Genomic DNA, 12,757 nt, shown 5'->3' with positions numbered 1-12,757 from the left:
GCGAGGGTGGGGGCGGCGAGTCTGCGGCGGGCGTCGCCGCGTTTGCGGGGTGCGCTCATGGGGTGTTGGCGGGGGCGAGGCTGAGGAGGCCGGCGCCGTAGGACTTGCCGCGGCCGATGCCGGTGAGGAGTGCGGTGGTGAGGGCGGTGGGGTCGGTGATGGTGGCGGTGCCGTCGTAGCGCATGAGGTGGTGGCGCATGGTGGGGGCGCCTTTGACGGTGGGGGTGCGTTGTGCGGGGCGCTGGGGGGTGGGCAGCAGGGTGTGGAGGGTGAGGCCGGCCTGTGCGGCGCGGCGCGTCCACCACTGGTCGGCCTCCGGGCCGGTGAGCGGGACGATCCTGCCGTTCTTGGTTTTCTGGTCGTGGGGCAGGCGTTCGCGTTTGGCGGGGTTGAGGGTGATGCGGTAGCGGACGGTCCGTCCGGGGCGCAGGGCGCGGAAGAGGGGGGCGAGGGACTTGTGGTCGCTGTGGCCGTAGTTGTCCGGCAGGTGTTGGGTGTTGAGGGGGACGGCGGCCTGGACGAGGAGGGTGCTGGTCTGCTCGGTTTCGTCGAGGCGGTAGAGGAGGCCGGTGTCGTGGCGGGGGGTGGGCCCGAGGTTGTCGGGGAGCATCCGCATGAGGGTTTTGTGCATCTGGGCGGCGTCGCGCAGGTCGCGTTGGACGTCGCGGCTGTGCGGGTTCAGCTGGATGCGGGCGAGGTGCGCGTCGGGGTTCATACGGCGTCCTCCTGGGCGTAGTCGATCAGTTGCCGGTGCAGGGTGCTCTGGTCGGCGGCCAGGGTGGTGGGGAGCTGTTCGAGGGTGCGGTGCACGGTGCGTTTGCCGTAGCTGCGGCTGTGGGGGGCGAAGCTGCGGGGCTGGTCGTAGGCGGACACCGCGACGGCGTCTGCGGGCAGTTGGTCACGGCGGTAGCGTTCCCACAGGAAGGGCACCGCCAGGGTCGTGCCGGACGCGGACGGGCGACGGCCGCCGTGGGCAGCGGGTGGGGAGAGGGGGACGCGGTGCAGGAGTTCTTCCACGGGGTCCGCCACACGGCTGCGCAGGAGGAACGGCTCATCGGGGAGGCAGGCGCGGCGCCCCAGGTAGGGCGCCCAGTGCGGATGCTGGAGTGCGGTGGCGATCCGGGCGATGTCGGCTGAGGGGCCGGTTGCAGCGACGGTGAACACGGCGTCGGCGAGGTAGTGGCGGCGGGTGATGACGGCGTTGCCCTTGTGTTTGCCGCCGCTCGTCGCGGGGGTGAGGTGGTCGGGCAGGCCGCCGCCGCTGGTCTGGTAGTCGGTCAGGGGGGTGCCGGGGCGGTCGATGCGCACGGTGAACTCCAGCGGCGCATACCGTTCCAGGCCGGTGTGGCGGGGGAGTCCTTCGGCCGCGGCGAACATGCCGATGAGCCCGGAGCGGGTGGGGAAGCCGGCGCTGTCGCGTTCGGGGGAGAACACGGAGCGTTCTCCCCAGGACTGCAGGGGGCCCGCCAGCCGCAGGAGCAGTCCGCTCACTGGTCGTCCTCGGCGGTAGGCAGGGCGGTGGCGAGGGCCGCGTCGATGAGGGCGGTGAAGGAGTCGTGGACGTCGCCCAGTCCGTCGAGCGGGTCGCCGGTGATCGCGGCGTGGCCGTGGAAGGGACGGTGACGGCCCCCGGTGAGCCGGTTGATGTCCCGGGCGTAGGCGGCCAGCGCCAGGCGGGAGGGGACGGAGAAGCCGCCCGCCCTGTCGGCGGTGACGGGCGTTTCGAACGCGGCGGCCATCGACAGGGGCCGCTGCTCGCGGACGGCGAGGTAGGCGAGGTCGGGCACGGTGTGCGGAGCCGTGCTGTTCTTCTTCGCCTGCGGCAGCGTCATCAGGAACTGGTCGGCGTACGCGGCCAGCACGGTGCGGGCGGCCTTGCGGTCGCCGTCCAGGTTGGTGACCAGGTCGGTGACGTTGACGGTGCTGAACCGGTAGAACACCCCGGCACTGAACTCGGCGGTGTCCAGATGACCGCTGCCGGTCTCGTCGTCGGCGAGCCAGTCGTCGACCGCGGTGAAGTAGTCGCGCTGGGGTTCGCTGGCGTGGGTGGTGAACGCGTGCGCGACCTGCACGGCCCCGTCGACGTTGGCCCCCGGCAGTTCGGCGAGCATCCGGCCCAGCAGGCTGATGGACGCGGTACGCCGCTTGAGGATCTCCTCCACCTCGGTGACGGGCAGCAGCGCGCCGGGGTTCTTCTTGCTCAGCCCCTGCTCCAGGGCGTCACGGTGCGCGGTGCACACGGCGACCAGGTCGCCGATACTGCTTTTCGGAAGGAAGAGGAGCACTGAGGTGTGCCCGGCCTTCTCCGTTTTCAGCGGCTTCTTCCCGGCGCTGGCCGCTACCTGGGCGCCGGCGAACGTGGCGAGGTCGGCGGGCCATCCGGCGTCCTCCAGGGCCTGGCGGACCTTGAGGGGCACCAAGCGGGTCCGGGCGGCCCTCTCCCCGAGATCGGCCTCGACGGCGTGGCGGATCACCCGCTTCCAGGACTGGCTGGAGACCCGGATCCGGGAGGCGTTTCCGTACTTGACGGTCTTGGGCGAACCGAGATCGTCCCGGTTCAGGTTGGCCGCCGGAACGGACTGCAGGGCGTTGAGGTCAAGGAAGACGGACATCAGCGGGATTCCTTCGTCGAGTCGTCGTTGTTCTCGTATGTGCGCACCCGGAAGTAGCTCTCCAGCCACCGGGTAGCGATCCGGTCGCGGTCGCGGTTCCACCAGGTGAGGTCTTCCAGCAGCACCGACCAGTCCACGGCCACCCCGCAGGTCAGCAGGTGCCGGGTCAGTGCGGGCAGCCGGGGGTGGATGGCGTCGCTGCTCTGCCGGGTCATCAGGTGCAGGTCGTCCTCGGCCGAATCCGGCTTCAGGTAGCCGTCGTTGACAGCGAGCGCGAGCGAGGCGCCCAGGTTCGGCCGCACCCACCATGCCGGTGGCTCGGTGCTGCCGGTGCTGGTGGCGGGCTGCTCGGCTGCTGCGGTGTCCGCGTCACGGGCCTTGCGAGGCCGGGCGGCGATGAGCGCGGCGATCGCATAGTGCGCCCTGCGGGCGTCGGGGTGCTGGCGTTCGGGCAGGCGCGGAACGAGGTAGCGGTGCAGGTAGTGGCACCGTTCCACGGGACGGCCCAGACCGCTGCGCAGATCGGACTGGGCCTTCTTGCTGTCCCGGCACAGCTCGATGAGGTAGCCGGTGAACTTGTCGTGCCGGTCGAACTGGTCCTGCCGTGCCGAAGGCTTGGCCACCGCGGCTGTGGCCGTCGGTGTGGGTGTGGGAGTCATCGTGTGTCCCTGAAGCAGAGGGGATGGGTTAGTCGCGAGAAGCGAGCAGGGCGCGGAGTGTGGAGCGGGCCCTGCTGCGGGCGCGGGCGGCCCGGATGTCGGCGCGTGCCGCGCCCAGCGTGTCGTCGAGTGCGTCCAGCGCGGCCTCCACGAACGGCCGGTGTGCGGGCTTGTCGCAGTGTTCCGGGGTGGCCAGTTGCCAGAACACGTGCTCGGCGGCGGGCCAGTACCGGGCCAGCGCCTTTGCTTCCCACGGGCCCGGTTTCTTCCTGTCGAGTTTGATCTTCGCTGTGGGGTCGGCTCCGGCGTCGGTGGTCAGCTTCCAGGCGAGACGGGCCGCGAAGGAGAGACGCTCCCCGACCTCCTCGGCCGCCTCGTGGCAGCGTCCGATGTGCGATGCCATCGCCGCGGCTTCCTCGCCCGCCTCTTCCTGCCAGGCGAGGACCGGGGGAGTGCTCGCCTCGTACCACCCGTTGTCGCGCTGCTGCCCGTCCTGGTCGAAGCCGTAGGCCCGGACACGCAGCTGGGAGCGGAGCTCTCGTGGCAAGTCCTCCAGGATGGCCGGGCGTTGGGACTGCCCGTTGCCCTTCAGGAGCAGCGCGTCCAGGTCCCGCCAGATCGCCCGGTGCCCGTCCGCGGGCCGCGCGAAAGGACCGCCGTCGCCGGAACGGGGCATGTCGAGCACCACATAGGGGTCAGCAACAGTGGGCGCGGGCTCGTGCGTGGACCAGGTGACATACGCGTCCACTACCTCGGTGCCGTCAGCGGAGGGCTCCAGCAGCACCGCGTGGCGGGCCCGCCCGGTCAGCAGCCCCCCGGGCCAGGTGACCGGGTCCAGCGGCGCGAGCGGCGAGGGAAGCCGGTCGCGTTCCCACGGACAGAGATCTGCGACATCGGGATCGTCGACATCGACGGGAGCCGGCACGGACAGGACCAGTGTGTGGAACAGGTCAGGCCCCCACGGGTGGAAGGACACGCTCTTGCGCAGAGGGCCCGCATCACCATTGCCGGGCTTGTGATCAGTGATGCGGCGCGGAGTGCACTGCCCCGAGGGCCCGTAGTACAGCTGCGCGATCAGCCACCAGACCGCCTCGCCCGCCGGGACCGGAACCGGGTCAGCATCGGTGAAGTGCCCGAACATCACAGCCCCGTTGACCCCGGTAGGGCGCCCGAGAACCACCTTGTTCACCCCGGACGGATTCGGCACCCCCCTGGCGTCCACACACTCCGTGCGCAGTCGCGGATCCTGAAGGAACGGGCGTTCAGGATCGAAAAGATCAAAGCGACCTTTGGGAACGTAATTATTGAAGTAGGTTTCTACTGAATCCGGAGAAAATCTCCCCTCCCTCAGAAAGCGGTTCCTGAATTCGATCCACTTCTCGGGTTCCTCGGCGAGATGTGCGTCGTCGAGGGCTATTCCAGAAATGCTCACTATCCGAGCGGTGATGGCCGCCAGGATCCGCATCAGTCCGGACGCGGCAGGCGGAACCGGCAACTCAAGATCATCAATTTCATGGGCGCGGTGAAACATTTCTCGCAACCCAATGAATTGGGGGATTCCTGCGATCTTGACAGGGATCCAAGGACTGTCACGTAAATCGAAAATCTCTTCCATTAGTCCTCCGTTCGTGACTTCGAGATGGGGGCCGCGCGAGGTGCTCCCGTTGATGGAGGGATTGAGGGGTGGCCGTTGCGCCCGGGGTGCGTCCCAAGGAGTGAAAGTACTAGTCGTGGGCTCCCGTGTCTCAAGAAGCGTGAAGGCGCCGAGCTGGGATTCAACTTCCGCTCGAAGGTGTGGCGAGCGGTTGCTCTTCTCCTAGAAGAGTGAAGGCGCTAGGTGTGATTCATCTTGCTACAGGTCATGTTGCCAAGGTGGTTTGAAATTTCTGTTGTCATGCCCTACTCTCCCAACTCCGCAGGCGGTTGGGCGGGTGAAGATCCGCGTACTGTTGCTCTGCAACAAAAAGGAGAATGATGAACTTGCGTTCGAATGAGGCGAATTCGAACCGGCGTCGGCCGTTCCCGGTGCAGGCTGCGATTTTCGTGCTTGTAGTGGTAATTTCCATCCTGCTCGTGAAGCCAGACCCGCTTCTCGTGGCCACGTGTGGGGCGCTGCTGGCTGGCGTGGTGAATGCGCTCCGTCGTATCGCCTAGGAGTTGGCGATGATGCAGCCGGGAAACTGTCCTCACTGAAGTGAGGGTGATTCACGTGAAGGCGCCAGCTGAATTCAGCTAGCACAGGTACTCCCCACCGACGTGGGGGAGCGCCGGGTTGGACCTTGCCCTAGCCAACGGTGAGGCCCAACTCGGTGTCCAGGAAGAGCTGTTTGCCCTTGACGGTGACGGGCTGCGCCGTGCCCCCTCGTGCTGGAAACTCCAGGACGACGAGGTCGCCGAGCATCGGATGTTCGGTCCAGCCCGGGGGCGGCTGATGTGCCTCGCGCTCGCCCTGGAACCAGTCCGCCCTTACGGGGATCGTGGCGTCCATCACGGCACGCACATCGGCGATCGTCAACGCCTCGGCCTTGGACTGGCCAGGCATTGCCCGCCCGCCGGCCGGATCGAGGGTGAGGGCTCCGTCGGGCTGCCGGTAGACGCACAGCAGGCGTACCGAGTCCGCAGCGAGCCGGGTCCTGGCCTCCCACTCCTCCTCACGCCCCTGCAGATGATGCATGTTGTGCAATCCGGTGATGGTCCTTGCCCGGGGGACGGCGATAACCCGCGCGACGCTCTCCTGCGCGTTCTTCTGCCCGTGGTGTGCGATTTTCGCGGCAGCCCGCCGGGGCTCCTCGGTCTCCCAGTTGAAGCGGCCGGGGCGATCCCCGTGCACTTCCTCCACGAGGTTCTGGACCTCGTCGGGAACAACGATCGGTTTGCCCCCGCGGTCGGCCAGCACCCGGGAGGTGTCCAGCAGCAGGATCTCCGGATACACCTCCCCCCACTGCTTCGGCACCCCTCCGGCCGCCAGCGGGTCCAGTACCACCAGCCGTGCCCCCGTGGCCTGCGCCCAGGCGGGACGCTCCCTGCCGCCGGGGCGACCCTGCCGGGCCCACCACGTCTCGTGGCGCCAGCACCGCCCGGCACGCTGCAACAGCAGGGCCAGCGGGGCGAGATCGCTGATGACGACATCCGCATCGAGGTCGAGGGACTGCTCCACCACCTGGGTGGCCACGATGATCCGCCGCACCGGGCGCGGCCCGGAGCGGCCCATTCCATCCGTCACCGACCGGGTCCGCTTCTCGCGCACGTCGCCGGGAAACCGGGCGTGCAGCAACTGGATGTCATCTTTCCCGAGTCCCCGGCCGGTGAACTGCTTCCGCAGCCAGGCGTAGGTGTCCTGGGCATCACCCACCGTGTTGCACACCACCAGGGCGCAGCCCCCCTCACCGCCGACGACCGGCTCCAGGTGACGGGAGATGACGGCAAGCCGTTCTCGCTCCGCGCCTGTTGTGCTCTGGGTGACGTGCTCCACCTCGACCCGCAGGTCCATTCGGCGTTCCGCGGCCTGTTGCCGCTGCTCGCTCCCGGAAGTGGACGTCTCGTGGGCGTTCGCCCCGTCGACGTAGAGCCACCCCGGGTAGGGCACCGTGAACGACCGCTTCTTGAGGTCACGCAGTGAGTGCCCGGCACCCTGCAGATACTCCTTGACCAGCCGGTCACTGACCGAAGCGGGAAGCGTCGCCGAGAGCAGGATCACCGGCACCCCGTACGCCCCGAGCCAGTTCAGCAGCCGGCCCAACAGCACCTGCATGTACGGGTCGTACGCGTGCGCCTCGTCCACGATGAACGTCTTGCCCGACAGGGCCAGCAGCCGCAGCGCGTTGTGTCGCACCGGCAGCACTGCCATCAACGCCTGATCGATCGTGCCCACCGTGTACTGCGCCAGCAGCGGCCGCTTCCCGCCGTGCAGCCACTGCTTCGGCCGCATCGCCGCCCGCAACCGATCCACCGCACCGCTGCTCGGCTCCTCGCCCTCGCAGACCAGCACGCTCTGTCCCCGGGCCAGCGAAGTGTCGGAGTAGGCGCTGCTCAGCCACGCCATGCTGTGCGTCAACGTCAGGCCGGCCCCCACTCCGCCCTGCCGGGCCAGTGCACCCGCCACACGGCTGTGCATCTGATCACTCGTCGCCATCGTCGGCAGCAGAAAGGCAAAGCCCCGCGTCCCGAAAGCCTCGGAGAACACACGCTCGGCCTCCAGCGCCGCTTCGCTCTTCCCGTCCCCCGGCGCCGCCGTGACCACCAGGATCCCCGCACCCTGCCCCTCCCGGCCCTCCACCCCGACCGCATCGGCGAGCTCACCGGCGAGGGAACGCTGCAAGGCATTGGGCGCTCCGTCGATGTCGTACGCCTCCCTGAACTGCTTGCGCTCCAACGCAACCGACACCAGGCCCGCCTGCTGCGCCAGCACGGGCGCCTTGGCGCAGGCTGCGGTGAAGTGCCACGCCAGCGAAGTGGTGTGATGCCGCTGCTGCCCCCGTACGAAGTCCTGCTGGCTGACCAGCCAGTCCGCCAGGATCACCACACCCGTCACCAGCACCGCCGTCGGCGCCTTGAACTGCCCAGGACATGGCGGCCTGCCGAGCACGTCGAACACGGCACCGGCGTGCGCCGCCCGCTCCTTTTCCCACGTCTGACCACCGAGGAGTCTGCGTGCCGCGAACCACGACCGTTCAGGCCGCCGGTGGAACTGCCCGTGGTGCCCACCGATGATCTCCGCTACCCGACGGACCGCACCGTCAACGTCGCTGCCGAACCCAAGAGCCTCAAGCACCGCCGGGGCGGCCTCCATACCCGCCACACCATGTGACGCCCGCTCCACACCGATCTTTCCCAGATCCCCGCTCAACCGTGCGCTCAACTGCTCCCGGCCACGGGCATCGCACAGCTGGAACCCAGAGAGCTTCCCGATGTCGTGCAGTCCCGCACACAGACCCACAAGAGCACGGGCACCCAGCGGGTCCTCCTCCAGCCCCAAACCCTCCGCGATCGACCGCCGCTGATTGTCCGAGAGAAAGGAGTCCCACAGATGCAACGCCATCGCGGCCGCATCAAGAAGGTGCCGCACCAACGGATACGGAAACTCCAACCCCCAACTCTTGCCCCACGCCGATTCATCGACCTCCTGCGGCGGCCTGCGCATCATCTGCTGCTCCCCACGGGCGACGTCGTTGTGCCAGCGGTCAGCCAAGCAGACGCCACTGACAATCGATGGGTCTGTAGGCTGGGCCAGCAGCGTCCGTCCGCCTCGCAGTCAAAGCAAAGCGATGGCAAAGGGGTCGCTGCGTTGCAGGTCAGGCAGTGTCCTCCCCACCGGCGTGGGGGTGTTCCGCCGAGAAGAAGGCCGGCCACGAGGAAGACCTGGTCCTCCCCACCGGCGTGGGGGTGTTCCGACCACCAAGACCGGCGGCAAGATGCGGGAGTGGTCCTCCCCACCGGCGTGGGGGTGTTCCGCTAGCGCACTTAAATTAATCCAGCAACAGCCTGTCCTCCCCACCGGCGTGGGGGTGTTCCGGCGAGGGCGGGGAGGGCGTCCAGCGACCACCAGTCCTCCCCACCGGCGTGGGGGTGTTCCGACATCAGCGTCAGCCTGGGCGAGGACCTGCCCGTCCTCCCCACCGGCGTGGGGGTGTTCCGCCGAACGCCTCCCCCGAGGAAATCCGCAGGAAGTCCTCCCCACCGGCGTGGGGGTGTTCCTGTCCGCCCGACCCTGCGGGCTGGGCCCCGGTCGTCCTCCCCACCGGCGTGGGGGTGTTCCGGCGAGCACAGCGTCTCTCAGCACCGCGCGGCCGTCCTCCCCACCGGCGTGGGGGTGTTCCGAGGTGGGACACCGGCTGAGCTGCCATCGCCAGGTCCTCCCCACCGGCGTGGGGGTGTTCCGCCGTCACCGAGGACCCGCCACACGGTGACCAGGTCCTCCCCACCGGCGTGGGGGTGTTCCGCGCTGCGGGGTAAGGATCTCGAACGCGTCGAAGTCCTCCCCACCGGCGTGGGGGTGTTCCGCCGCCTGCCACGCCCACGACGGCGACCGGGCCGTCCTCCCCACCGGCGTGGGGGTGTTCCGGAGAGTGTTGCATGTCAACCGCCCTGCGCGAAGTCCTCCCCACCGGCGTGGGGGTGTTCCGCCCGCGATCTACTGCGGCCGGGTATGCCGCCAGTCCTCCCCACCAGCATGGGGGCGTTCCGCCTTCGCCGAGTGGACCTCCGAGTACGCCCGCGACTTTTTCACCAGCGTCGGGTGATCCGCTCGACATCATCCGCGCCCTGCTAGCTACGGCGTTCTCCCCACCGGTGCCTTCGGTAAAGCCGGAGCAGGTCGCGATTTTCTCGCCACCAGTGTGGGGGTGTTCTGTCGATCAGCCAGTCACGTGCGTTGCCCTCGGCGTCCCTCCGCCGGCGTGGGGCAGTTGCGTCCCGGCCCAGGAAGAGCTCCGCAGGAGACCTATTTTTGTCTGCGTGCACCTCCTGGGCCGAGTTCGTTGAGCACTTACGGCCAGCAATCTGAGACTCTGGTCGCGCCCACCTTGCCGCCCGGAGTCCGTCAGTATCTAGATCGGAACTACCTGGGGGAGCACAGACTGGCCGGGCCGGAAGGTGCAGGGTGGTCTTTCCTAGCCGTCGTTGATCCAGATCAGCCCGTACGGCGTCTGCCTCAGAGTGCTCATCGCGCCGTGCCGAATGTCGGCGCGCACCGCATCCCAGTCCACCCGCCCGGCGACGTCCCGGTACGGCTTCACGTCCAATGCCGCATCGGTGCCTGCCAGGTCCTGGAGGATGTCGGCGAGCGAGACACCGCAGCCCGTCGTCTGCTCCCGGTACTGCTCGTGGAGGGACCGCACATCCTCACGCCACCCCTCGTCCCGGAACTGGCGTGCCGCGTGTGCCGACCGCCACCCGAGCACCGGGTGCAGGGCCCCGCAGTCGACGAGTGCAGCCCACGCTGCCGCCCTGTCCGCCGAGAGCGCGGCCGGCACGAGCGCCACTTCCCCGATCGCAAGCCCCGACCACTGGGCCCGGTCGGCTGCACGCGCACGGGCCTGCGCGTGCAGGGTCTTCGCCGCCTTCCGGGCCAGGGCTTCGGTGCGGGCGGCGCGGGCCGGTATTGCATACGTCCACGATCCGCGGTCCTCGCGCGGGTCCTGGAAGATGATCCGCCACACTCCGAGCCGGGGCAGCCTGTCCCGCGTGTGCGCGCTGTTGCGCGACATGATCAAACCTCCTTCGGGATCAGTGGGAGAGGGAGGCGAAGTCGGCAACAGCCTGCGCGCGAACGGTGCCCGCCGGGCACGGGTCGAGGAGCCGCCCGAGGGCCCGGTCGAGCGCGTCCGGCGGGCCCAGTCGCCTGATCCGGTCGATGGCGTCGAAGGCCGCCATGACGTCCCGCACGGTGGTGGGATGGGTGGTGCGGCATGTGCACACCCCCGTCGTGTAGGCCGCCAGGGCCGCGAGGGCGCGGGCGTGCTGGTCCAGGGGGGCGCAGCCGGGGTGGCGCATGAGGGGCTTGTTGCGGCGCAGGTGGGAGTAGAAGCGAAGCCCCTGCCAGCCGTCGATCATGCATGTGACGTCCCACAGCACGTCGCTGCCGGGGTAGCCGCCACGCCCCGCCCAGCCGGTCTGGTCGATGTGGGTGAACGCGCGCACCGCGCTGATCACGTTGCGAGGGGTCGGGGCGAGGCCCGTCAGGTAGCGGCTCGGTGAGCCCGGGGGCGGGGCGATGAGGGCGGTGGTCATGCCGGTTGTCTCCTTGGTGGGGAGGGGGCGGCCCGTACCCCCTCCCCGTATCTTATTTCTACTATGAATGAGGGGTGGGGAACCCCATCGGGAAAGTTGGGCTAGTGGGCTACTGAGCTGCTTCGGCGAGGATCTTCGTCATCTCCGCAGCCGACCGCCTGCCCGACAAGTCGTCGTACGGCAGCGTCGTCGTGATGCCGCGCTCCGAGTCGGCGGCCCGTATCAGTCGCTGGCCGGTGAAGACGTGCGGCACCGAAAGCGACTTCGCGTTCACGCGCATCACCTCGTACCAGCGGCCCCGGCACCGCACGAAGTCCCCCTTCGTGAAGTCGGGCTGCGACCACACCTTGAACCCGTCCGCCTCGGCCTGCTTGATGACGTCCTTCCAGTGGGCGATCTCGTCGCTCACCTCCAGGTGCTCACGGGCCAGCTCCGCGACCACGGCCGGGTTCTCGATGTTCCGGGGGTATCCGCCCGCGGACTGCCCCTTCTGCCACTTTTCCACCCGGCGCAGCTGCGCTTCGAGCTTGGCGATCCGGCGCAGCGTGCGCGGCGGGTTGTTGCGGAACTCCTTGTAGCTGGCCGCCGCCTGCTCCCGGCCCGCCCAGTGCGAGGCGCGGTCGCTCTCGGCGAGGCTCTTGCGCATCGTGTTGTCCATGCGCTCCCGGTAGCGGCGGTCCCGCCCCTCCGAGTGGTGCCCGACCAGGATGGGCTGCCCGAACGGGATCGCATCACCCATGCGGTGGGCGGTGTCGGACAGCGAGGCCGAGCGTGAAGCCGCGTTCCCTGCGTACTCGCCGAAGCGTTCCGCGCGGGCTTCCGCCCGCTCTTCCCGGTCGGCTTCCGCCTCGGCGAAGGTGCGCCGCTGATCCTCGTCGATGGTGACGGTCACCGTAAAGCCCATGTCGCGCAGCCGCTGGGCGAGCTGGTTGATGGTGTAGGTGTCCGCGCGGTGGTCACGGCTGCGCGGCAGGTACCAGCAGCCCAGCATTCCCGACCACTTGAAGCCCAGTCCGCCCTTGCGGCGGCTCAGGGCGGCATCGGTGCCGTCGCCCTTACCGGTGCCGTTGACGAGGGTTCCCTCGGCGCGGGTGTGGGTGATCGTGATGCTCATGAAACGGGTCCTTTGGTGAGGGTGAGGCGCTGGCCGGTGTGCCAGCCGCCGAAGATGTCCTGCGCGACGGGGTGCGGGGTCGACAGCAGGTAGAAGGTGCCGGACGCGGTGGTGTGCACTTCACCGATCTCGAACCGGACGGGCGTACCCTGGGCGTCGGCCAGGTGGCCGCCGTCGTCCTGGCACAGCCACACGAACATGCCGACCCTCACCGCTGCCTCCCGGCGGCGCGCTGCGCCCAGGCGGTCAGGGTGATCGCGGTCGCCCACGACACGGTGATGTCGTCGTAGTCGCGGGCCAGCGCGGCAGCCAGGGAAGAGACGTGCGGGGTCGCGGCGAATCCGTCCTCGTCGCCGTAGTTCTCGTACACCCACTGGGCGGCGTAGTTGCTCAGTTCGGCGGCGAATCGCTCCCGGTTGTCGCGCATCATGTGCCAGCCAGCAGTGCGGGCCTGCCAGGCCGAGGACAGCAGCACCTGGGCGCGGGCGTCGGGAGCGGTGCCCCGCCACAGGAAGAACAGCTGACCCGTGTTCTCGACGACGGCGAGGTGGTCCCCGTCCCGGGCGGCGACCGCCCGGCCGATGAGGCGGGCAACAAGGTGCTGTTGCTGGGTGTTGCTCAGGGCGAACGTCTTCTTGAACATG

11 protein-coding genes and 1 CRISPR repeat array are annotated in these 12,757 nt (G+C 69.0%); all 11 genes read right to left on the bottom strand.

Annotation, left to right across the window (positions count from 1 at the left end):
• Nucleotides 1-55: 55 nt before the first annotated feature.
• On the bottom strand, nt 56-715 hold the full coding sequence (gene cas6e, locus ACFYVL_RS17285) for a type I-E CRISPR-associated protein Cas6/Cse3/CasE (RefSeq protein ID WP_389245487.1): 660 nt from the start codon (nt 713-715) through the stop codon (nt 56-58).
• Nucleotides 712-1,491: a type I-E CRISPR-associated protein Cas5/CasD gene (gene cas5e / locus ACFYVL_RS17280; protein ID WP_389245485.1), complete on the bottom strand. Its 780-nt coding sequence runs from the start codon at nt 1,489-1,491 to the stop codon at nt 712-714. The genes cas6e and cas5e overlap by 4 nt, the downstream gene beginning before the upstream one ends.
• Nucleotides 1,488-2,612, bottom strand: coding sequence for a type I-E CRISPR-associated protein Cas7/Cse4/CasC (gene cas7e, locus ACFYVL_RS17275; RefSeq protein ID WP_389245483.1), 1,125 nt, complete (start codon nt 2,610-2,612; stop codon nt 1,488-1,490). The genes cas5e and cas7e overlap by 4 nt, the downstream gene beginning before the upstream one ends.
• Nucleotides 2,612-3,271: a type I-E CRISPR-associated protein Cse2/CasB gene (gene casB, locus ACFYVL_RS17270; protein WP_389245481.1), complete on the bottom strand. Its 660-nt coding sequence runs from the start codon at nt 3,269-3,271 to the stop codon at nt 2,612-2,614. Before casB ends, cas7e begins: the two co-directional genes overlap by 1 nt.
• Nucleotides 3,272-3,299: 28 nt before the next feature.
• Nucleotides 3,300-4,886: a type I-E CRISPR-associated protein Cse1/CasA gene (casA, locus tag ACFYVL_RS17265; protein ID WP_389245480.1), complete on the bottom strand. Its 1,587-nt coding sequence runs from the start codon at nt 4,884-4,886 to the stop codon at nt 3,300-3,302.
• 669 nt (nt 4,887-5,555) lie between these two features.
• Nucleotides 5,556-8,459 carry a CRISPR-associated helicase Cas3' gene (cas3, locus tag ACFYVL_RS17260; RefSeq protein ID WP_389245478.1) on the bottom strand — a complete coding sequence of 968 codons (2,904 nt, stop codon included), beginning with the start codon at nt 8,457-8,459 and terminating at the stop codon, nt 5,556-5,558.
• Nucleotides 8,460-8,571: 112 nt separating this feature from the next.
• A CRISPR array of direct repeats spans nt 8,572-9,454; the repeat unit is 29 nt; unit sequence GTCCTCCCCACCGGCGTGGGGGTGTTCCG.
• A gap of 425 nt (nt 9,455-9,879) precedes the next feature.
• Nucleotides 9,880-10,476, bottom strand: coding sequence for a hypothetical protein (locus ACFYVL_RS17255; protein WP_389245477.1), 597 nt, complete (start codon nt 10,474-10,476; stop codon nt 9,880-9,882).
• A 19-nt stretch (nt 10,477-10,495) separates the two neighbouring features.
• Nucleotides 10,496-10,999 carry a hypothetical protein gene (locus ACFYVL_RS17250; RefSeq protein WP_389245475.1) on the bottom strand — a complete coding sequence of 168 codons (504 nt, stop codon included), beginning with the start codon at nt 10,997-10,999 and terminating at the stop codon, nt 10,496-10,498.
• A 109-nt stretch (nt 11,000-11,108) separates the two neighbouring features.
• A complete protein-coding gene (locus ACFYVL_RS17245; RefSeq protein WP_389245474.1) occupies nt 11,109-12,113 on the bottom strand; it encodes a DUF3560 domain-containing protein in 1,005 nt (334 codons plus the stop codon).
• Entirely contained in the window at nt 12,110-12,325 is a 216-nt protein-coding gene (locus ACFYVL_RS17240; RefSeq protein ID WP_389245472.1) for a hypothetical protein, read from the bottom strand. Before ACFYVL_RS17240 ends, ACFYVL_RS17245 begins: the two co-directional genes overlap by 4 nt.
• Nucleotides 12,322-12,756 (bottom strand): hypothetical protein, encoded by a 435-nt coding sequence (locus ACFYVL_RS17235; protein WP_389245470.1) that lies wholly within the window; start codon nt 12,754-12,756, stop codon nt 12,322-12,324. Before ACFYVL_RS17235 ends, ACFYVL_RS17240 begins: the two co-directional genes overlap by 4 nt.
• Nucleotide 12,757: the final 1 nt, after the last annotated feature.

It is taken from the genome of Streptomyces sp. NPDC004111 (assembly GCF_042874215.1).
Taxonomy (GTDB): Bacteria; Actinomycetota; Actinomycetes; order Streptomycetales; family Streptomycetaceae; genus Streptomyces.
This window is presented reverse-complemented; position numbering and strand designations above follow the sequence as displayed.

Coding starts and splice junctions, on each gene's coding strand:
- cas6e (WP_389245487.1), bottom strand. CDS start 715: ATGAACCCCGACGCGCACCTCGCCCGCATCCAGCTGAACCCGCACAGC.
- cas7e (WP_389245483.1), bottom strand. CDS start 2,612: ATGTCCGTCTTCCTTGACCTCAACGCCCTGCAGTCCGTTCCGGCGGCC.
- casB (WP_389245481.1), bottom strand. CDS start 3,271: ATGACTCCCACACCCACACCGACGGCCACAGCCGCGGTGGCCAAGCCT.
- casA (WP_389245480.1), bottom strand. CDS start 4,886: ATGGAAGAGATTTTCGATTTACGTGACAGTCCTTGGATCCCTGTCAAG.
- ACFYVL_RS17255 (WP_389245477.1), bottom strand. CDS start 10,476: ATGTCGCGCAACAGCGCGCACACGCGGGACAGGCTGCCCCGGCTCGGA.
- ACFYVL_RS17250 (WP_389245475.1), bottom strand. CDS start 10,999: ATGACCACCGCCCTCATCGCCCCGCCCCCGGGCTCACCGAGCCGCTAC.
- ACFYVL_RS17245 (WP_389245474.1), bottom strand. CDS start 12,113: ATGAGCATCACGATCACCCACACCCGCGCCGAGGGAACCCTCGTCAAC.
- ACFYVL_RS17235 (WP_389245470.1), bottom strand. CDS start 12,756: ATGTTCAAGAAGACGTTCGCCCTGAGCAACACCCAGCAACAGCACCTT.